The organism is Novosphingobium sp. GW835-FHT14H07 (assembly GCF_058793515.1).
Map to the genome: position 1 here is coordinate 29,399 of NZ_JBXAFX010000028.1, position 20,969 is coordinate 50,367.

A 20,969-nucleotide genomic window follows, 5' to 3' on the forward strand; every position below is an offset into this window, starting at 1 on the left:
AAGAAAAGAAAGCGTCATGCCCATCAGCCCCCCTCCCGGTCGCCCCATGCTTTTCGCGCGGGGCATTATTCCCGCAATCGCGGGGAGCCTGCTGGCCATTGCTGCGCCCGTGTACGCACAACAGGAATCGCAACAGAATTCCCAACAGAGCGGGCAGCGCGATGATGACGAGAGCGAAACCGCCACGACATCGACCCAGTTCACGCCGCTCGACATCACACAAACCACGAGAAGCAGCAGCGAGCGCGACGTCACTGCCGAAGGCTCGTCCGGATCCGGCACCGACAAGATAAACCGTGCCACTTCCAGCAACGACGCCAAGCGCCCCGAACCGAAGCTGAGCGAATTCGAACAGTTCCTCGCGAGCATGGCCGGTAGGAAGGTCCCCCGCTTCGGCGCAGACCTTCTGGTGCCCAGCGCCACCGATTACTCCGTGCCCTCGGCTCTCGTCATTCCGCCCGATTATCCCATCGGCGTGGGCGATGTCATCGCGATCAACCTGACCGGGTCCGTCGTCGGCAGCGCCGAATTCCCGGTGGACGCCAATGGACGCATCTTTCTCCCGAATATTGGCGAGGTCAGCCTCATCGGGGTCCGTTATCGCGATCTCAAGCGGCACGTCTCACAGGCCATTGGCGCCCAATATCGCGGCTACGACGTGTCGGTCAGCATCAAGAAGCTGCACGGCATCCGGGTGTTCGTGACCGGCTTCGCGCAGCAGCCCGGCGTTTACACGGTGAACTCACTCTCTACGCTGCTCGGCGCCCTGATCGCCGCCGGTGGCCCCAACGCGGGTGGCAGCCTGCGCAGCGTCAAGCTCTACCGCAATGGGCAGGAAGTGCAGGATTTCGATCTCTACGACATCCTGCGCAAGGGCGATCGCTCGCGCGATCCGATCCTGCGCAACGAGGACGTGCTGTTCGTTCCCCCGGTCGGCAAGCAAGTCGCCGTGATCGGCAGCGCCAACGAGGAAGCGATTTACGAACTGCGCGGGCAGGAAACGCTTGAGGATCTTCTCGCTTACGCCGGTGGCCCGAACCAGCTTGCAGATCCCGATCGCGTCATCCTCTACCGTTTGGCAGACCGCGATAGCATCGGCAGCCGCGAGTTGCCCCGCGCCCAGCTTGCCCTCTCCCCGGCCGAAGGCGGCGACGTGCTGCAGATCCTCGCCAAGGGCAGCCTTGCCCGCCCGATCGAGAAGCAGTCCGTACTTGTGCGGCTTGAAGGCGAAGTCCAGCGCCCCGGCAACTACTTCGTCGCCCCCGGCACATCGGTCGGCGAAGTCGTTCGTCTTGCCGGGGGCTTCACGAGCCGGGCATTCGTCTACGGAACGGTGTTCAGCCGCGCCACGGTACGCGAACAACAGCGCGAAAGCTTCAGGGCTGCGGTCGAACAGCTGGAACAGATGGTCAATGCGGCCGCCCTCACCGGTTATGCCTCGCAAAGCCAGCCCGACCGTGAAGCGCAATTGGCATCGGCAAGGGCCCTGCTGCAAAGGATGCGCTCGGCAGAGCCCGACGGGCGTCTGGTGATGGACATCGCGCCTACCGCGACAGCCTTGCCCGAGACGGTCGTGCTGGAAAACAACGATCGCATCATCGTTCCGCCGCGCGTCGATACAGTGGGCGTGTTCGGCGCGGTCTATCGGCCGGCCTCGTTCCTGCTCGAGCCGGCACGCACCGGCAAGGTGAAGGACTATCTGGAATCGGCTGGCGGCGTCCAACGCTCGGCCGACAAGGGCGCGATCTTCGTGGTCCACGCCAATGGCGCGGTGGAAACAAAGCGGAGAGGCGCTCTGAACGCCACCGCGTTGCCAGGGGACGTACTGTTCGTACCGGTGCGCACGCAATCGTCGACCCTGCTGGCCAAGATCAAGGACATTACCCAGATCATCTTCCAGGCCGGCATCGGTGCCGCTGCCCTTGCGGCGATCAAGTGATGACACCGCGCAAAAGCCTCGTCGGCACCCTCGCGCGCGGCCGCATCATCGGCAACGACCGCGTCCGCCGCACCGGTCTCGCCGTCGCGCTGGCGGTCAGTGCCGTATTCACGGTCTACCCGCAGAACTACCGCGCCGCGGTAAGCCTGACGCCGAGCGACCCGTCCACGCTCGGCCTGTCCGGGACATTGAGCCAGCTTGGGGCCGGTGCCAACATCTTCGGCAACCAGACGGCGATCGAAGTCAGCCTGAAGGTTGCCCGCAGCGTCTATGTGCGCCAGCTCGTCGCCAAGCGCGTCAAGCTGGGAGAGCGCCTTGGTCTGAACGAGACGCAAGGCCTGCGCTGGCTCGAAAGGAACGTAGACGTCCGCATCATGCGTGGCGGCATCATCGAGATCGAACTGGTGCGCCGTGATGGCGATTTCGCGCGCGAAGTGGTCGCCACTTATGCCGATGCCGTGCGCGAACAGCTTGGCGTGATCTCGCGTGAGCAGACTGCCTACAAGCGCCGCATTCTGGAACAACTGGTCGATCAGGCAGCGCAACGGCTCGACCGGGCGCAGGCAGAGTTCGACACTTTCCGCCTCAACACCCGCTATGGCGATCCGCAGTCCGCCGTCCAGGAGGTGGCCAAGAAGGTCCCGGCGCTCGATGCGCAGATCGAGGCCAAGCAGTCCGAACTCAATGCGCTGCGCCGTTTCGCGACGGACCAGAACATCCTTGTCCAGCGTGCCCGGGTGGAGCTGGATGAACTGCTGCGGCGCCGCGCCCTCGCAGCCGAACCCCAGCCGCAGCAGCGCGGCTCGGTCGGGCAGGTCGTACAGGAATCAACCAACGGCCTGAGGCTGCGACGCGAACTTGATGTCGCCCAGTCGCTCTACGACAACTACAAGCGCTTCCTGCAGGGCACTTCGGTCGAGGACCTGACCTCCACTGCAAATATCCGCATTCTCGAACCGGCCTATGTCGATCCCGACCGCCAGTACAATTTCCCCGCTCTGGCCATAGGCCTGCTCCTGCTGCTGCTCGGGCTGGCCGTGGCATTCTACAAGCTGCGCCCCCCACCGGCAGAGCCCCGAAAGGCAGCGCAATGACCTGCGCCAGCACTGCACCGGCACTCACCTCTGCCTCGGCAGGAGCCCCCGAGATCGAGGACATCTCGGTCGTCATCCCGTGCTACAACGAGGAACTCAACGCGCAGGCCATTGCCGCTGCGGTGATCGCTGAACTTGAGAAGACCGGAGCGAGCTTCGAAATCCTGTTCATCGATAATTGCTCCACCGATCGCACGGTGCCGATCATCCGCGAAATGTGCCTGCGCGATCCGCGCATCCGACTGATCGTCAACACCCGCAATTTCGGGCAGATGCGCTCCCCGACGCACGGCATCTTCGCTGCGCGTGGGCGAGCGGTCATCGGCATGTGTGCCGATTTCCAGGACACCCCCGCCCTGCTGCCACACTTTGTGGAGCGCTGGCGGGCAGGCGTGGACATCGTGCTGGGCGTCCGTGAATCCGAGGACTCCGGAACCGTGCTGCGCCTTGTCCGCGGCCTGTCCTACTGGCTCGCCAAGAACTTCGGCGATTTCCAGACCATTCCCAATGCCACCGGCTTTGGTCTCTACAGCCGCCGCGTGGTCGATGCGATCAAGGCGCTGAACGAGCCTGAACCCTTCTATCGCGCACTGTTGGTCGAAACGGGCTTCCCGCTCGAGACCATCGGCTACGTCCGCCCCCCCCGCGCGCGTGGAGCATCGAAGAACAACTTCTTCACTCTGCTCGATTTTGCGGTGACGGGGTTGACTGGCTCCTCCAAGCGGCTTCTGCGCGTGCCGCTTTACTTCGGGGTGGTCGGCATCGTGATCGCCTTGGCCATGCTGGTTGGCGCAGGCATCGCCTTCTTTACCGGGCGCCCCATCGCCGGATGGCTGATCGGCAGCGTGATGCAGGCGCAGGTTTCACTGATCTTCGGCTTCCTCGGCCTGATGGGAGACCATGTTCGCCAGATTTCGGAGAGGACCCGCGCAGCCCCGCTCGTCCACGAACGGGAACGCTACAATTTCCCGCAAGACTACTGACCTGGGCCGCGCGCGTATGCTGGAGATTATACGCTATCTGGTTGCCGGAGCCGTGAACACAGCCTTCGGCTTCGGCATCTATGCCGCCCTGGTCTGGCTGGGCCTTGATCGCTACCTCGCGCAGGCCATCGGTTACGTCCTTGGCACTGCGTTCAACTACGTCACCTATTCGCGTGGCGTTTTTGCCGGCAGCGCCCCCGCCAAACTCCGCTTCGTGCTGTCCTACCTCGGCAACTATATCGTCAACCTGCTCGTTCTGCGCCTGGCCTCCCATTACCTCGCCGATCCCTATGCCGCAGGCGCGGCAACCACCGTCTTGGTCGTCGTCCTGAACTATATCGTCCTCAAACGCTGGGTCTTCCGGCCCTCGGCCTCGTGACCATGGACAGACGCGCAGGGCTCCGCTTCGAATGGGCGATGGCCGCGCTCATCGCCGCGATGACCGTATGGAACATGTGGCACCTGGTCACGCGGGGCTATCTGCCGCAGCCGTTCTTCTATGAGTCTTCCGACACCTGGATGGACTGGTTCAACACCGCATGGTGGGCGCATGACCGCGGCATCTACGACAGTTGGGCCTCGATCTACCCGCCGATTTCGTTCGTCGTCCTGCGCCCCCTCAGCCTTGCATCCTGCTACGGGCAGACCACAGCGGGGCTCGAGGTCCGCTCCTGCGACTGGCTTGGCATTGCCGCGATCCACGGGTTCTATCTGCTAGATATCGTTCTTGCCGCGCTCGCTTTCACCAGGCTGGACCGGCGCACCGCACTGCCACGGTCCTTCGCGCTCACGGCGGGCATGCCGCTGCTCTATGGACTGGAGCGCGGCAATCTCATCCTGCTTGCCTTTGCCTGCATGATCCTGGCCTTTGGCCCGCTGCTGAAGTCGGCCCGCCTGCGATGGCTGAGCCTTGCCGTAGCGATCAATCTCAAGGTCTATCTGGTGGCCGCACTGGCGGCACAACTGCTGCGTCGCCGCTGGCGCTGGTTCGAAGGCGGCGCAATCGCCTTCGTTGCCGTCTATCTCGCCTCCTTTGCGATGCTCGGTATCGGTACGCCGGGCGAGATCGTCCGCAACATCACCGCCTTTTCGGGCGGCTTCAATGCCGCAAGTGTCCTTGATGTCTGGTATCCGGCGACCTTCATCCCGATGAAATCGCTGCTGAACAGCACCGATTTCCCGATCACTGCACTGATCGGTTCGCAATTGGTCGAAACCGGTGATCCGATCATTTCCCTCGTCCTCCGGCTGGGCCAGGCCAGCATGGTGCTCGGCGCCGCCGCGATCTGGTTCCGCCCACAGGCGGTGCCGGCACACCGCGCCACGCTGCTGGCTGTCAGCCTTGCCTTGGTCACTTCGGAAGCTGGCGGTTACACCCCCGCCCTCATCCTGCTGTTCGTGATGTTGGAGCGCTGGGAAGGCTGGCTGCGCCCTGCCGCTATCGTCATCGCCTATGTTCTGTCCCTCCCGGGTGAGATCGTCTTCTCGACCATACCGTCGATGATCCAGGACAGCTACTTTGCCGGGCACACCGTGACCGTCCAGCACGGCATCGGCCTTGGCATGTTCGTCCGGCCGATCCTGAACATCCTGGCGCCCAGCCTGCTGGCCTGGCACACCATCGCACTCGTCTGGCGGGCCGTCTTTCAGGGTCAGCAGAGCCAGCCCCACCCCAATTCCGCAGGTCGTGCCGCTTAGCGCCTCTGCAATTCGCTTGTCAGAACTCCGACCAGTCGTTGTCGATAGCGAGATTGCCTGTCGCCAGCGGGACCGACGGCGCAGGCGTTGTCGCCCTCACGCGTGACGGCGCCACCGTCGGGACTCGTGCCAGAACGGGTGTCGGGAGGCGGCGCTTTTCGCCGCCGATGCGGAAGCTGGAAAAGGCGCTGGCAAGCTGGCTGGCCTGCTCGCTCAGGTTCTTGGTCGCGGCGTTCGTTTCCTCGACCATCGCCGCGTTCTGCTGGGTCATCTGATCCATCGCACCGATCGCACCGTTGATCTTGCGCAGGGCGATGCTCTGTTCGCCCGCCGTCTCGGCAATGGTCGAGATCGAAGAAGTGACCGCGCCAACGCGGCTGATGATCGTCTCCAAAGCCGAACCGGTCTCGTTGACCAGCGACGCGCCCGACCTGACGTGGCTCGTCACCGCCTCGACGCGTTGCTTGATCGCGTTGGCGGCTTCTGTCGCACGCTGCGCAAGCGCGCGCACTTCCGACGCGACGACCGCGAAGCCCTTGCCGGCCTCACCCGCTCGCGCTGCCTCGACTCCTGCGTTGAGCGCGAGCAGGTTGGTCTGGAAGGCGATCCCGTCGATCATTGCCGTGATCTCGGAAATCTCGGCGCTGGCACGTTCCACGTTATCCATCGCCTCGATCGCCTTGCTGACGACCATTCCGCCATTCTCCGCCTCCCCGCGCGCCTCGACCATCGATCCGCTGACTTGCGCAGCGATCTTGGCATAGTCCTCGATCTGGGTCGTCAGGTGCTCCATCGCACTCGATGATGCCTGCAGGCTCGCCGCCTGCTGTTCGCTGCGGGTCGCAAGATCGGTCGTGGCCTGCTGGATCTCGGAAGATGTCAGGTTGATGGCGACAATGCTGTCCTGCACCAGTCCCATGGCCTGGCAAAGACGCTCCATCGCTTCGTTGAAGTCGTCCGCCACTGTTTGGAATGCCGGAGGGACGCCAATAATGCGTACCGAAAGATCCGCTTGGGCAACGGCTGACAGGCGCTCTCCGATCTGCGCCATGGCTCGCTCGCGGTCGGCCACGGCGCGGGCGCGGTCAAGAGCGGCGTCGCGGAAAACCATGACCGCGCGAGCCATGTCCCCCAGCTCGTCGGCACGGCTGGTTCCGGGAATGGGCGCGTCATTCTGGCCGTCGGCAAGCGCCGTCATCGTTTCGGTCAGGTCCGAAAGCGGAACGGCGATAGACCGCGACAGGCGCCGCGACAGCACGAGGGCGAGACCAATCAGGGTGGCGCCGCCGATTGCCAGCGCTATCCACGCGAAGAGGATCGCGCTTTCCTGCCGCGCCGTCTCCTCGGTGATCTCCTTGGTCTTGGCATCTTTCACCGCGCGTAGTGGCAAAACGGCATCGCTTACCAGCACGGCCTTGCCTGCCGCACGGACCGCCTCCTGCGCCGCATCGCGCTGGCCGGCCTTGACGACGGCGATATACCTGTCGCCCCAGCTTTCGCGCCACTTCAGTGTTTCGGTGCGGGAGCGACGCACAAGGTCCTGAAGCTCCGGCTCTGTGAGTCGGGCTTCCAGCGCAGCGGATGTCTTGTCGTAATCGTCACGACCTTCGTGATACGATTTGAGATAGCTTTCGTCGGCAGTCACCAGGAAACCACGGAACTGGCTGTTCTGCCGCAGCAGAGCGGTCTCCAGTGCCAAGGTGTCGGCCAGGACTGCCTGGCTCTCAGTATTACGCGCACTGACATTCGACACCATCGCCAGGCTGATGCCGAAGACAACCATCATCAGGGCTGCTGTCACGTTCAGCGCGACGAAAGCAAAGCCGAGGCGGCGCGGAATGTTCATGCGGTCGAACACGAGTGTGGTTTCCTTGTCGGGCGTTATCGCCTTGGTGTCGATCGTGGCTCGCCCGCGGACGAACGAGCCACCCGAGGATCAGAAGCTGTAGCGGATCGAGCCGGTGACCGTGCGCGGGTTCAGCGTCCGGATGTTGGCGATCCCCGATGCAGGAATGGTGCTGGTCGATGCCGAATAGACAGCCAGCTTGTCGAACACGTTGAAGGCGTTGACCGCAAGCGTCAGCTGCTGTGCCGGATGGAACTGCACAAACGGGCTGACGACGACGTAGCCGGGCAGCTTGAGTTGGTTCGTATCCTGCGCATAGCTGCTCGTGGTGGCATTGATCACAGCTCCAAAAGCCAGGGACGCAAACTCGACGGTCGGTCGGGCGTTGAAGGAAAGTGACGGAATGTAGCGTGGGACGTTCCCGACGAGTTCCGGGAAATCAGCATCCTTGACGATCTTTGCCTTGGTCCAGGTCCCGCCGATGGCCAGCCTGAAGGGACCGCGCTTGAATTCACCCTCGAGTTCGATGCCCTTTGCAGAATACTCGCGCACCACGTCCAGGACGATGACGTTGCCGTTCTTGTCGGCGGCCAACTGGGTATTGCGTTCCTCGGTTGATGCCCAAAAGCCGGTCACGTAGATGCCGACACCGTCGTTGCGATATTTTACACCCGCTTCCGCCTGCTTCACGATCCCGTACTTCAAGGCATCATTGGCAAGCTGGCCAGTCGTTGCATTCAGCGATCCAGGGCGCAGGACGCGATCCGCGCTGGCGCGTCCGCCGCGGCTGTAGCGGGCAAACACTGAAAGCGGCTGGGCTATACGATAATTGACCCCGGTCGAGTACGACAAGTAGCCGTAATTGTAGTCGATCCGGATCGGTCTTGTCAGCGGCAGCACGGCAACCGTCGATTCGACTGGTGCGATGGCGCCATCGCGGTTGATATCGAAGGGAGCAACCAGTTCGTCGGTAATGACCTTCCCACTCACGTCGCCACGATCATAACGCAAGCTCGCCCCGATCGAGAGCTTGCCGGTCGCAAAGTTGATCGAGCCATATGGCGCAGTGATGCGGTACTTCGTGTCGAAATTGTAATTGCCGTAAGCGCGCGGCTGTCCGAAGCCGAAGCCGTAGGCAAACACGCCGTTCTGGCTGAGCAGCGTCCCGCTGGCATTGCGCAGGTCAAGCGGCGCCATCCGTCCGTTCCCGACGACGTCGGAAATGGCGTTGGTGAAGCTCCAGTCGACGTTGTAGTCCTGAATGGCGTTGTAAATGCCGCCGCTGACAGTCAGCTTGCCGCCATTGAGGGCGAAAACGCGTGACGCTCGCAGATCGTTGGTGATGTTATCGTTCGACTTCTGGTTCATGTTCAGCAGCAGATTGATGCTGGCGAGGCCATTGCCGTTGATCTGGTTACCGGGCGCGAGGACCTGCCCGAGATTCGGGCCGGCGGCGTAGGTCAGGCTGGCGCCCGGGCCGCCCAGGATGGTCGATATCACCGCCGACGGCGCGGAAAGCATAGAATCAACCTGATTGAAATCGCCGCTGATGTCGGCAAACCGGAAGCGATTGCTGACAGTCCAGTCGGCAATCTCGAATTGCGTTTCCAGCCCGATCGCCTTGACGATCGCACGCATGCCATTTTCAAGACTGCGGTTCAGGGGATTGTTCTGGTCGTCCGTGCCAAGGTAACCCGCGACAAGCGGCGAGCCATTGCCGTCACCGGCCAGGCGAGTTCCAGCGATGCTGGCGAAGACCGGGGCTTCATCCGTCCCGGTAATCCGCGCCGGTTGCGTTCCATAGTTCGGCTGTCGGTCGTCGAGGTACTTGCCATAAATGCGGACGTAGCCACCAGCGAAGTTCCGCGTGACGTTCAGCTTGATCTGACCGCCGCGGTAGGCGGTGTACCCATAATCGCGCGGTCCTTCCCCTTCGCGGTAGAAGCCGCCGACGTGAAAACGCCAATTGTCGCCCAGAGGGCTGCCATAATCGAAGTCAATTCGCTTGAGATCGTGACCGATTCCGCTGGAAACCTGGAAATTGCCGCTTTCGATTTCGCCCGTCTTCGAGATCAGGTTCACGACCCCGCCAGGCGAGTTGGACGCGAATGTGGAGGCTGATCCGCCGCGGATCGACTGAATCTGGGATATGTTGAAGTCAGCCCGCAGATACCGGTCCGCGGCGTTGAACTGCATGTCGGCGAATTCCAGCACAGGCAGGCCGTCTTCCTGAAGCTGGAGGTACTTCGAACCATCGGCTGCCAGGGGCAGACCGCGGACGGTAATCGACGAGTAGCCATCGACGTCCGAGGTCAGCGACCGGATGCCCGGAATGTTCTGCATGATGCCGGAAATGGAGCTGACCGAGAACTTGGCCAGGTCGCTTTCGTCGATCACGCTGGCCGAGATGGCCGTGTCGAGAAGATCGCGCCCCTTGGCGACGCCGGTGCTGAACGTCTTTCCGGCTGTTGTCGATCCGGACACGGTTTCGGTCCGCTTGACCGAGGCCGTCTCGCTGGCCTCGCTTACGTCTTCTGCGAAGGCTGGAGCCGCGAGACCGCAGCCAAGCAAAGTGGTAGCGAGAAGCTTCCAGGTATGCATAAAATCCCTCAATTGATTTATCTTCCTTGAGGGTCAATAATCACCGGTCGTTAAGTCACGACGATCAAAATATTACGTAATGATACGACTGAATTCTAACATATTAACATAATGTTTATTGAAGGATACGGAAAATCCGCAATTCTCGGCATTCGAATAATTGAGGACGACCTTCTAGGGTGTGGTTGCCCCGCCGTCAGACACGATGAAAGACAAAACCTTGCCGATCGCTGCCCTTGCCGAACCATTTTCCGCTTCGGCTTTCGCGACAGGGCGCGGCGCAGCGCAGCTCGCAGTGGAAGCGCAAAAGGCGCGAAAGTTCGGAAAGATGCTTGTGGCAGCCATCCTCGAGAGCGTGGCCCGGGTCCTTCCGCAGGCACCGAGCCTCGCCCATGCGATTGACACCTGGCCGGGCGACCTGGCCAGCGCTGGCGTGATTTTCCGCCTGAATGCCGGACTTCACGCTCTGGCGCGCTCAGGCAAACATCCGGGCCTCGCTGCAATCTACAGCCGGGCGCAGCCTGCCCAGGCGCCCGAACCCTCGTTGCTCGACAGAACGCTGTCGATGGCGCTCCACGATTGCGAGGCAGACCTGCTCGAATGGATGAGCGGACCGACCCAGACCAATGAGGTGGCACGCGTAGCCGGCCTTGCCGCAGTGCTGATGGAGCTGGACGCGCGCGCGCCTATGCCGACCCACCTGCTCGAACTGGGATCGAGCGCCGGATTGAACCTCAATCTCCGACACTACTCTCTGCGTTTGGGCACGCATGGCACGGGTGACCCTGCCAGTGCTGTATCCATTGCGCCACGCTGGATCGGCCCGTCGCCCAAAGGCGAACGGATCGATCTGGCCAGCGCAAAGGGCGTGGACCTGAACCCCCTCGACGTGCGCCGTGACGCCGACAGTGAGCGGCTTCACGCCTATATCTGGCCTGGCGAGCAAGTGCGATCGGAGCGCCTGCGGGCAGCTATCGCGATCGCCCGGGTCCATCCCCCACAGGTCGAACTGGGCCGCGCCGGCGAATGGCTTGTCCGCGAACTTGCCGCGCAGCCGCCGCAGGGTGAGCGGCGCGTCATATTCCATTCGATGGTCACCCAGTTCCTTCCTGAAAGCGATCGCAGGATGATCGACTGGGCAATGGCTGAGGCAGGTCGAGCAGCAAGTCCGGCGGCACCACTCGTGCGGGTTGGCCTCGAATGGAATCCGGGTCGAACCGCCGTTGAAGTCACGGTAACGCAGTGGAACGGGCTCCCGGAATCAGGACACCCGGTCGTCTTCGCCGAATGCCATCCTTACGCCGAATGGTTCTCGTGGATCGGCCCGGAAGGGAGGGAGGTCGCAGCCCAACTCCAAAACGGTGTCGCCACGTAGCGCACCTTGGGCGGTAACGAATATGGTGGCACTGCGCGAGCACGTCCGCGTTCGGTGAAAGCGCAGGGTCCATCAGGCCACCGTTGGCTCTGCCCCCCAAGGTCCCACGGGAGAACGCCATATAGCCGGACCACCCCGTCTCCCTGGCGCATATCTTTATCTGACAAGGCCGGAAAGTTGGCTTGCCCGACGAACCTGGTCAAAGCGGTCACGCTGGAGCGGTGAAGGGAGTCCCAAAGTCCATAAGTACATGACTTAGTTTCTCCAATGTCTCGCGTCAGCCATCCGATCCCTCCCAGGCCCGATGGCCCAGCATTCAAATCTCCGTTCGCTCTGACAGTATAATTGCATGGTCTACGTCGATCCCGAGGCCGCAAACGGCGTTCTGAATGTTCGGGTGTCCCAGCAAGGGTTACTGATCCGTCAGGATCTAATGCTGTAATGGATTGGCTGGGATGCGGCTGTAATCGACGCCCCTCCCCAACAGGCGGCAACTCCTTAACCCTTGACGTTCCAGGTCCGGTTTGACGTGATGGATTCCCACTTATTGTGGATCACTTGGGGGAAGCGATAACATTTGCCGCTCACCTCTGGCGTCGGTTCTTGTACAGGGCGGCAAAGATGATGCAGAGGAACGCAGCAAGCCTGACAAGATACAGCCAGCTTCTTTCCTCTTCCGCGACCTCCATGAGCGCCAGCATCGCCTGACCCGCGCCGAGCAGGAGGAATGCAACCGCGAATGCCGCGAACAGTCCGTCGCCAGTGCTGCGCCAAAACCGAAAGAAGAATAGCGCCGCCACTGAGAAGCCGAATGTGATGGCGCCGGCCATGAAGGAGAGCAGGGTTTCCATCAGTCCTCTTGCTCCCAGATGAACCCGAACAAGAGCACCGAAACGGCGGCGAGTGCAAAAACCAGGCGAAGCAAACGCAGGTCGTACTCCTGCAGCAGAATCATGTCGAAGATCACCACGAGGTTGTTTGCAGCGAGCAGTGTGAAGCACATCCCGCTCCACAGCAGCAGGCGCACGTTGCTACGAAGGTAGCTCCGGAGCAGCAGAACGGCGCAACCTGTACTAGTCAGGAAGCACAGCAGGTAGACGAGAGGTGGTGCCCACTGGTTCATTTCTCGTCCCTCAGGCGGAAAGCGTCGGCAAACGCGACCATGCTCGGGGAATTGGCCCGTACGATGGCGCGGCGGACTTTGTCAGGTGCCGATTTGTAAAGGCGGATCACCTGTTCAACGGTATCTTCAAGAGAGGCAGGGGCAGCGTAACGCACCGCTCCGGCAGCGTCCGAGACGACCAGCCCAGCGCCGACGAGAGCGTCGATACCCTGCTGCACCACCAACTCGCTCGCCCGCATTGCCGTCACGATGTCGGCGAAAGGCCACGTTCGTTCGGGCTCTGCCTGGAGCAGGCAAAGCAGTTCAACTGTCCACGCCGAGCGAAAATTGGCTGCAGCAAATGCGAGCGTTCGGGCATTGTCGTGATCCTTCATGACCGCCCAGTCATGCTGCTATTGCCCGCAACTGCGACGGCCTCACGCTGCAACCTCTCCGCTCAACAGGGCCTCCAGGTCCTCCACCGAAACCGGTTTGCGGAGAAGGTGCGTGGCATCTGGCGAGGAGGCGCCCAGACTGTCGTCGGCGTAACCTGTCATCAGCACGCACGGGAGGTCAGGATGCAGCGCTCGGGCCTGCGCGATGACCTCAAGTCCATTAGCGCCCGGCATGGCGTAGTCGGTCAGGAGCAGATCGAACGGTTCGACAGGCGAACGCAGCAGATCGAACGCTTCTGCGGCGCTCGATGCACATTGTACGGTCGCGCCAAGCTCGCGCAACTGCTCTGCGATGATGGTGCCCACCGTCGGATCGTCATCTACCACCAGGATCCGACGAAGGCTGACAGGCCGTGCAGAGCGGCTTACCTCGACAAGTCGTTCGGCGACTTCCGGCTTCCGGACGGCAGGCATGAGCAGGCGCACTGAAGTCCCTTCGCCCACGATGCTGTCGATCTCGATCCTGCCGCCGGATTGCTCTACAAAGCCCAGCACCATCGAGAGCCCGAGCCCAGTGCCCTTGCCGACTTCCTTGGTGGTGAAGAACGGTTCGGTAATGCGCTCGAGGACTGCCGGTGGAATGCCTGTCCCTGCATCGCGTACCTCGATGGAAAGATAGCTTGCCGCCGGGAAAGAAGGCATGTCCGACGACGCAGGTACCACGGCTATCGAGACCGCGATCCTGCCGCCTCCCGGCATGGCATCGCGCGCATTGATGATGAGATTCACCAGCGCCAGTTCAAGCTGCGAGCGATCGGCGAAGAGGACCAGCTCGGTTTCCTCGCAGTTCCACACCAGTTCGACATTTCCGCCCAGCGTCTGCTGCACAAGCCCGATAACGGCGTCGCAGACTTCCGATGGTGGCAGGTAGACGGGCGAGAGGTCCTGCTTGCGGGCAAACGCCATCATCCGGCGCACCAGGGCCACGCCCCGCTCTGCCGCCGCGCGTACCTGATCTAGGACCTGCCGCTCGCGATCTTCCAGTCTGGCCCGCTTTTCGAGGAGCGAGGCACCGCCGAGCACTGCTGCCAGGACGTTGTTGAAATCGTGCGCCACTCCGCCCGTCAGCTGCCCCAAGGCATCCATCTTTCCGGCCTGGAGCAGCTGCGCCTCAAGTTTCTTGCGATCGGTCACATCGAACAGGGTTCCAGCCCACCTCGAGTCGTCAGCGCCTTCCTCGGAGATGCGCACTGCCCGCTCGATGAAGTGCTTGTGGCCTCCTTCGTCGCTGATCCAGCGATATTCCGCGGAGAACACCTCGCTTGACGGGTCCACCTGCAATGCGCCGCGATCGTCAGGATGGATGCGATCCTCCCACCGCAAGTCACCTGCCTCGATGGCAGATGCCTCGCGTTCGGCAAGCTTGGCCAGATCGCCTGCCACAAATTCGCGGACCAAGGTGCCGGTGCCATCGCTGACAGCTTCGAACAGGGCGAGAGGCAGCGCTTCCAGCACCGCAGCCTGTCGCGCCCGCGCGGAATGCAGCTCGTTCTCGATCCGCAGCCTTTCGAGCTCGGATCGGAACCCCGCTTCGCGCAGCTCCCGCTCCGCGCGACTTCTCGCCTCGACCTGCTTCCTCATTTCGAACAGATCGACGAAGACGCTGACCTTCGAAGTCAGGACAAGAGGATCGACCGGTTTGAACACATAGTCCACCGCGCCCATCGCATACCCCCGAATCAGGTGCTCGGTCTCCTTGTTCACGGCGGAAAGGAAAATGATCGGGATGCGAGCGGTCTGCTTGCGTTGCCGGATCAGGTCTGCAACCTCGTATCCGTCCATCCCAGGCATGAACACATCGAGCAGGATCACGGCGAACTCGCCGGCCAGCAGATGGCGCAAGGCATCACGACCCGACGTTGCCGTCACCACCTCGCCCAGATCGCCCAGAACCTGCGTCAGCGCGAGCAGGTTGCGCTCGTCGTCATCGACGACGAGGATGCGGGCAGAAGGGACAAGTTCCTCGCCAACTGCCTCGCATGACCGCTCTTTCGTTGCTTCGGTGGTCATTGCAGCACGCCGCTGCGAGGCGGCACGAGCATCGCCTGAACCGACGAGGCATTGGCCCGGCTCCGTCCGATCCACACCCGCAGCAGCGCGAGTAGCAGATCGATGTCGACAGGCTTCGAGATGTAATCCGACGCACCTGCATCAAGGCACTTCTGGCGGTCGCCCTTCATCGCCTTGGCCGTCACCGCCACAAGTGGAATGTCTGCGATTGCCGGAAGGGAGCGGATCTTCCGGATGGTCTCGTAGCCATCCATTTCGGGCATCATGATGTCGATCAGCGCGACATCGATGTCCTCGGTAGTTTCAAGCAGTCGGATGCCTTCAGCCCCTCTCTCGGCGTGCACCACCTGCACGTCATGGGCCTCAAGAACACTGGTGAGCGAGTAGATGTTCCGGATATCGTCATCGACGATAAGGACTTTGCTTCCTCCCAGCGCCTGCATTTCGGAAAGTTTGGGCTTCCTGGCCCGCCCCGGCGCAGCGGCCGGCTTGGGCTCGTCCCCGGACAAGTTCGCAATCCGGGAAAACAGCGCCTCCAGTTCGTCGTGGCTGGCAGGTTTCTCTATGACCCCTGCCGCCCCGAGGTTGAGAGCATGCGCCGCCTGCTGCGCTCCGGAAATCACGAACACGGGAATGCCGGAAGTGTCCGGCTCGTGTCGCAGCAGGTCGAGCAGGACGAAACCGTCGATGTCGGACAATCCAAGGTCCAGCGTGATCGCACTCGGACGGAGCTTGCGCACCATTCCGATCGTCCCGGAACCAGCCGAGGAAATGACGCCCTTCAGGCCGGCATGGTGCGCCAGTTCCAGCAGGACCGTGGCAAACGTCGGATCATCCTCGACGATGAGGACGAACGGATTGCCGTTGAGCTGCTCGCGATCGTCCGGCGGAGAATAGTTCACGACCGGATCGCGCTCTGGCGATGCCGCTGCCAGCAGGGCCTGCGAAGTCGCCACGGCGTTTAGCGGTACGTAAAGGGTGAATGTCGAGCCCTGCCCGGGAACCGAGCGCACCTGAAGCTCGCCGCCAAGGAGCCGTGCGATTTCACGGCTGATCGACAGGCCGAGGCCCGTCCCGCCATACTTGCGGCTCGTCGTTCCGTCTGCCTGCTGGAACGCCTCGAAAATCAGCTTCTGCTTGTCCTCGGGAATGCCGATCCCGGTGTCGCTGACCGCGATCTCCAGCGCCGCATCGAGTTCGCCGAGCACCGGGTGGCTGGGGCTCCACCCCTCCCGCGCCTTGCGGACGGAAAGTGTCACGCCTCCGGCGGCGGTGAACTTGAAGGCGTTCGACAGCAGGTTCAGGACAATCTGCTGGAGACGCTGTTCGTCGGTCTGGATCGATTCCGGGAGGGATTCGTCAAACCTGACATCGAACGACAGGCCCTTCTCGGACGCGAGCTGGCGGAATGTGCGCTCCATGTGCTGCTTGAGCGCGACCATCGGCATGTCGCTCATCTCGATCGAGACCGTGCCGGATTCGATCTTCGAGAGGTCGAGGATGTCGTTGATCAGGTTCAGAAGGTCGGTCCCCGCGCCGTGGATCGTCCGGGCAAACTCGGTCTGCTTTTCGTTGAGGTTGCCCTGCTGGTTGTCGGCGAGAAGCTTGGACAGGATCAGCAGCGAGTTGAGCGGCGTGCGCAGCTCGTGGCTCATGTTGGCAAGGAACTCGGACTTGTACTTCGAAGTCAGCGCAAGCTGCTCTGCCTTCTCTTCCACGGCGCGACGCGCCATCTCGATCTCGAAGTTCTTGGCCTCGACCTGCCGCTTCTCGTTCTCGAGGAGCTGGGCCTTCTCCTGCAGTTCCTCGTTGGTGGCGTGGAGTTCTTCCTGCTTGCGCGTCAGTTCGGTCTGCCGCGCCTGCAGTTCCTGGGTCAGCAACTGCGACTGCTCGAGCAATCCTTCGGTCCGCATGGTCGCGGCGATCGTGTTAAGAACGATACCGACGGTTTCCATCAGCTGCGCAAGGAAGCTGTGGTGGGTTTCGTTGAACTCCTCGAACGAGGCGAGCTCGATAACCGCCTTCACCTCATCCTCGAACAGGGCGGGCAGGATATTGATATTGGCCGGTGCTGCCGTGCCGAGGCCGGAGCCGATGCGGATGAAGTCACCGGGGACCTTGGACAGCCGGATTGGCCGCTTGTCCGCCGCCGCCTGGCCGATCAGGCCTTCGCGCAGCCCGAAGCGGTGGCGCAGCTCGCCGTGGTTCTCGGCGCCATAGCTGGCGACGAGGTCGAGCCGGATGTCCTCGTCGTCGCGGCTCGTGACGTAAAAAACGCCGTACTGCGCGTTCACCAGCGGGGCCAGTTCGGACATGATCAGGTTCGAAATCGTTGCAAGATCCCTTTCACCCTGCAGCATGCGCGAAAAGCGGGCCAGGTTGGTCTTCAGCCAGTCCTGCTCGGCATTCTTGAGCGTCTGATCCTTGAGGTTGAGGATCATCTCGTTGATGTTGTCCTTCAGCGCGGCCATCTCGCCCGAAGCCTCGACCGCGATCGAACGGGTAAGGTCGCCCTTGGTCACCGCGGTTGCCACCTCGGCGATCGAGCGCACCTGATTGGTCAGGTTCGTGGCCATCGCATTCACGTTGTCGGTCAGGTCGCGCCACAGGCCAGCTGCACCCGGCACGCGCGCCTGTCCACCAAGCCGCCCTTCGACCCCGACTTCGCGGGCCATGTTGGTAACCTGATCGCCGAACGTCGAAAGCGTCTCGATCATCCCGTTGATCGTCTCGGCCAGAGCGGCGATCTCACCCTTCGCGTCGAAGGTCAGCTTGCGCTTGAGGTTGCCTTGCGCAACCGCGGTAACGACGTCGGCAATGCCGCGAACCTGGTTGGTCAGGTTGGTGGCCATCAGGTTCACGTTGTCGGTCAGGTCTTTCCAGGTGCCGCCCACGCCCGGCACTTGCGCCTGGCCGCCAAGCTTCCCCTCGGTCCCCACTTCGCGCGCCACGCGGGTCACTTCCGAAGCAAAGCCGTTGAGCTGATCGACCATCGTGTTGATGGTGTTCTTGAGCGCGAGGATCTCACCCTTCACGTCCACCGTAATCTTCTTGGACAGGTCGCCCTTGGCGACAGCAGTGGTCACGTCGGCGATGTTGCGAACCTGGCCGGTCAGGTTGTCGGCCATCAGGTTCACGTTGTCGGTCAGGTCCTTCCATGTCCCTGCCACGCCGCGCACATGGGCCTGTCCGCCAAGCTTGCCCTCGGTGCCCACCTCGCGCGCCACGCGGGTCACTTCCGAGGCGAAGGAGTTGAGCTGGTCGACCATCGTGTTGATGGTGTTCTTCAGCTCGAGAATCTCGCCCTTCACGTCGACCGTGATCTTCTTGGACAAGTCGCCAAGGGCCACGGCCGTGGTCACTTCAGCGATATTGCGCACCTGCCCGGTCAGGTTGGCGGCCATGGCGTTGACGTTGTCGGTCAGGTCCTTCCACGTTCCGCCCACACCCTCGACCTGTGCCTGGCCGCCAAGCCGACCTTCGGTGCCCACTTCGCGCGCCACGCGCGTCACTTCGGAGGCGAAGGAGTTGAGCTGGTCGACCATCGTATTGATGGTGTTCTTCAGCTCGAGGATCTCGCCCTTCACGTCCACCGTGATCTTCTTGGACAAGTCTCCCCTGGCGACAGCCGTCGTCACCTCGGCAATGTTGCGCACCTGGCCGGTAAGATTGCCGGCCATGGCATTGACGTTGTCGGTCAGGTCCTTCCACGTTCCGCCGACGCCGGGCACCCGCGCCTGCCCGCCCAGCCGGCCTTCGGTGCCCACCTCACGCGCCACGCGGGTCACTTCGGACGCAAATCCGTTAAGCTGGTCCACCATCACGTTGATCGTGTTCTTCAGCTCGAGGATCTCGCCACGCACCTCGACGGTGATCTTCTTCGAAAGGTCTCCCTTGGCGACGGCCGTCGTCACCTCGGCAATGTTGCGGACCTGGCCCGTCAGATTGTCCGCCATGAGGTTGACGTTGTCGGTCAGGTCCTTCCACGTCCCCGCGACACCCGGCACCTGCGCCTGTCCGCCCAGCTTGCCGTCGGTGCCGACCTCGCGCGCCACGCGCGTCACTTCCGAGGCAAATCCGTTAAGCTGGTCCACCATCACGTTGATGGTGTTCTTGAGCTCGAGGATCTCGCCCTTCACATCGACCGTGATCTTCTTGGAAAGGTCTCCGGAAGCCACCGCAGTGGTGACCTCGGCGATGTTACGGACCTGGCCCGTCAGGTTGTCCGCCATGAGGTTGACGTTGTCGGTCAGGTCCTTCCACGTCCCCGCGACACCGGGCACCTGCGCCTGTCCGCCCAGCTTGCCTTCGGTGCCGACCTCGCGCGCCACGCGCGTCACTTCCGACGCGAATCCGTTGAGCTGATCGACCATCACGTTGATGGTGTTCTTGAGCTCGAGGATTTCACCCTTCACATCGACCGTAATCTTCTTGGAAAGATCCCCCGACGCCACAGCCGTCGTCACTTCGGCGATGTTGCGGACCTGTCCGGTGAGGTTTGCGGCCATCAGGTTGACGTTGTCGGTCAGGTCCTTCCACGTTCCCGCGACACCGGGCACCTGCGCCTGTCCGCCCAGCTTGCCTTCGGTGCCGACCTCGCGCGCCACGCGGGTCACTTCCGAGGCAAAACCGTTGAGCTGATCAACCATCGTATTGATGGTGTTCTTCAGTTCGAGGATCTCGCCCTTCACGTCGACGGTGATCTTCTTGGACAGATTGCCCAGCGCCACGGCGGTCGTCACTTCGGCGATGTTGCGGACCTGCCCGGTCAGGTTTGCGGCCATCAGGTTCACATTGTCGGTGAGGTCCTTCCACGTACCGGCGACGCCCTTGACGTTGGCCTGTCCGCCGAGCTTGCCTTCGGTACCGACCTCGCGCGCCACGCGCGTCACTTCCGAGGCGAAGCTGGCCAACTGCTCCACCATGGTGTTGACCACTTTGCCGATGCGCAGGAACTCGCCCCGCAGGGCGCGGCCTTCGATCTCCACGGCCATCGACTGGGACAGGTCACCCTTGGCAACGGCGCCGATCACGCGGGCCACCTCGGTCGTCGGCTGCACCATGTCATCAATGAGTTCGTTGATCGCGCTCAGGGTAATGTCCCAGTCGCCCACCGCGCCCGGCACGGCGGCGCGATGGCCGATCTTGCCTTCCTTGCCGACGACGCGGGAAAGGCGCTGGAACTCTTCCGTCATGCGCCGGTTTATGCCGACGACCTCGTTGAACAGCGCGGCAATCTCGGTATCGGCGCTGTCTTCGGGCAGCGAGGCACTGAAATCGCCGTTTCGCAGCTTGCGCAAGGCGGTGAGCAGCTCGCGTCTACCGATTTCAAACTCACCCTTGGCCGCCGGTCTGTTCATGTGCCCTCCGAACAGAGGCGTTCAGCGCGCCCCTTCCGGTCGCAAACGCACAAGAATCACTCAAGTTCCAGTGGGTTCCGAGAAGCCAGGATTCTTCGAGCTGGCTTGGGGATGAGCCGAGACGGCTCGCACATGGGGCACTCTTCTCGGCTTGAAGCTTGCAGCCTAATCGAATTGCCACATCAGTCGAACGTGAACCTTGCCGAAGCACTTCGGTGAAACAATGCCGGCACCCACATCTCGAACGGCGCCTGTTGCGTTTCCGGCGATCGTGTCCAGACGCTCACGGCATTCGGCGGACAGGAAAATGGACGGTGAAGGGAAACCAAAAGTAAGCATATTGAGCTGTTTTATAATGGGGTTTTGATAGTTCAACCTGACAGTGGCCCCCAATATGGCCCCCTGCAGCGTTAGATGCCTGTGGAAATCCTAAGAGCCCGAACCGAAAGTTGTTGAGCAATACCAGCATGTTGTGATTCACGCCTCTTTGCGAAGAGAAGGAGTGA

General features: G+C 62.2%; 14 protein-coding genes. 6 read left to right on the forward strand and 8 right to left on the reverse strand.

Annotation, left to right across the window (positions count from 1 at the left end; translation table 11 throughout):
* Positions 1–16 precede the first annotated feature (16 nt).
* The 5 genes from AC1Q5P_RS18285 to AC1Q5P_RS18305 are packed head-to-tail and all read left to right on the forward strand — an operon-like array spanning position 17 to position 5,714.
* Positions 17–1,939: an SLBB domain-containing protein gene (locus AC1Q5P_RS18285; protein WP_492519697.1), complete on the forward strand. Its 1,923-nt coding sequence runs from the start codon at positions 17–19 to the stop codon at positions 1,937–1,939.
* Positions 1,939–3,033, forward strand: coding sequence for a GumC domain-containing protein (locus AC1Q5P_RS18290; RefSeq protein ID WP_492519698.1), 1,095 nt, complete (start codon positions 1,939–1,941; stop codon positions 3,031–3,033). The genes AC1Q5P_RS18285 and AC1Q5P_RS18290 overlap by 1 nt, the downstream gene beginning before the upstream one ends.
* Entirely contained in the window at positions 3,030–4,016 is a 987-nt protein-coding gene (locus AC1Q5P_RS18295) for a glycosyltransferase family 2 protein (protein ID WP_492519699.1), read from the forward strand. The genes AC1Q5P_RS18290 and AC1Q5P_RS18295 overlap by 4 nt, the downstream gene beginning before the upstream one ends.
* Before the next feature lie 16 nt (positions 4,017–4,032).
* Entirely contained in the window at positions 4,033–4,395 is a 363-nt protein-coding gene (locus AC1Q5P_RS18300) for a GtrA family protein (RefSeq protein WP_169745695.1), read from the forward strand.
* 38 nt (positions 4,396–4,433) lie between these two features.
* Entirely contained in the window at positions 4,434–5,714 is a 1,281-nt protein-coding gene (locus tag AC1Q5P_RS18305; protein ID WP_492519700.1) for a glycosyltransferase 87 family protein, read from the forward strand.
* 19 nt (positions 5,715–5,733) lie between these two features.
* On the opposite strand, the gene AC1Q5P_RS18310 is transcribed toward AC1Q5P_RS18305, so the two are convergent.
* Entirely contained in the window at positions 5,734–7,572 is a 1,839-nt protein-coding gene (locus AC1Q5P_RS18310; RefSeq protein ID WP_492519701.1) for a methyl-accepting chemotaxis protein, read from the reverse strand.
* Between the two features lie 78 nt (positions 7,573–7,650).
* On the reverse strand, positions 7,651–10,161 hold the full coding sequence (locus tag AC1Q5P_RS18315; protein WP_492519702.1) for a TonB-dependent receptor domain-containing protein: 2,511 nt from the start codon (positions 10,159–10,161) through the stop codon (positions 7,651–7,653).
* A gap of 205 nt (positions 10,162–10,366) precedes the next feature.
* Here AC1Q5P_RS18315 and AC1Q5P_RS18320 point away from each other — a divergent pair, with 205 nt between their 5' ends.
* Positions 10,367–11,536 carry a DUF2332 domain-containing protein gene (locus tag AC1Q5P_RS18320; protein ID WP_492519703.1) on the forward strand — a complete coding sequence of 390 codons (1,170 nt, stop codon included), beginning with the start codon at positions 10,367–10,369 and terminating at the stop codon, positions 11,534–11,536.
* A gap of 584 nt (positions 11,537–12,120) precedes the next feature.
* Here AC1Q5P_RS18320 and AC1Q5P_RS18325 read toward each other — a convergent pair.
* The 6 genes from AC1Q5P_RS18325 to AC1Q5P_RS18350 form a co-directional block, all read right to left on the reverse strand.
* Entirely contained in the window at positions 12,121–12,387 is a 267-nt protein-coding gene (locus tag AC1Q5P_RS18325) for a DUF5985 family protein (RefSeq protein ID WP_039331754.1), read from the reverse strand.
* Positions 12,387–12,659, reverse strand: coding sequence for a DUF5985 family protein (locus tag AC1Q5P_RS18330; RefSeq protein ID WP_492519704.1), 273 nt, complete (start codon positions 12,657–12,659; stop codon positions 12,387–12,389). The genes AC1Q5P_RS18325 and AC1Q5P_RS18330 overlap by 1 nt, the downstream gene beginning before the upstream one ends.
* Positions 12,656–13,033, reverse strand: a complete 378-nt coding sequence (locus AC1Q5P_RS18335) for a hypothetical protein (protein ID WP_039331751.1) — start codon at positions 13,031–13,033, stop codon at positions 12,656–12,658. The genes AC1Q5P_RS18330 and AC1Q5P_RS18335 overlap by 4 nt, the downstream gene beginning before the upstream one ends.
* Before the next feature lie 42 nt (positions 13,034–13,075).
* On the reverse strand, positions 13,076–15,103 hold the full coding sequence (locus tag AC1Q5P_RS18340; protein ID WP_492519705.1) for a response regulator: 2,028 nt from the start codon (positions 15,101–15,103) through the stop codon (positions 13,076–13,078).
* Positions 15,100–20,463 carry a HAMP domain-containing protein gene (locus AC1Q5P_RS18345; RefSeq protein ID WP_492519706.1) on the reverse strand — a complete coding sequence of 1,788 codons (5,364 nt, stop codon included), beginning with the start codon at positions 20,461–20,463 and terminating at the stop codon, positions 15,100–15,102. The genes AC1Q5P_RS18340 and AC1Q5P_RS18345 overlap by 4 nt, the downstream gene beginning before the upstream one ends.
* A 283-nt stretch (positions 20,464–20,746) precedes the next feature.
* On the reverse strand, positions 20,747–20,969 hold a 223-nt coding region (locus AC1Q5P_RS18350; RefSeq protein ID WP_492519707.1), incomplete at its 5' end, for a hypothetical protein.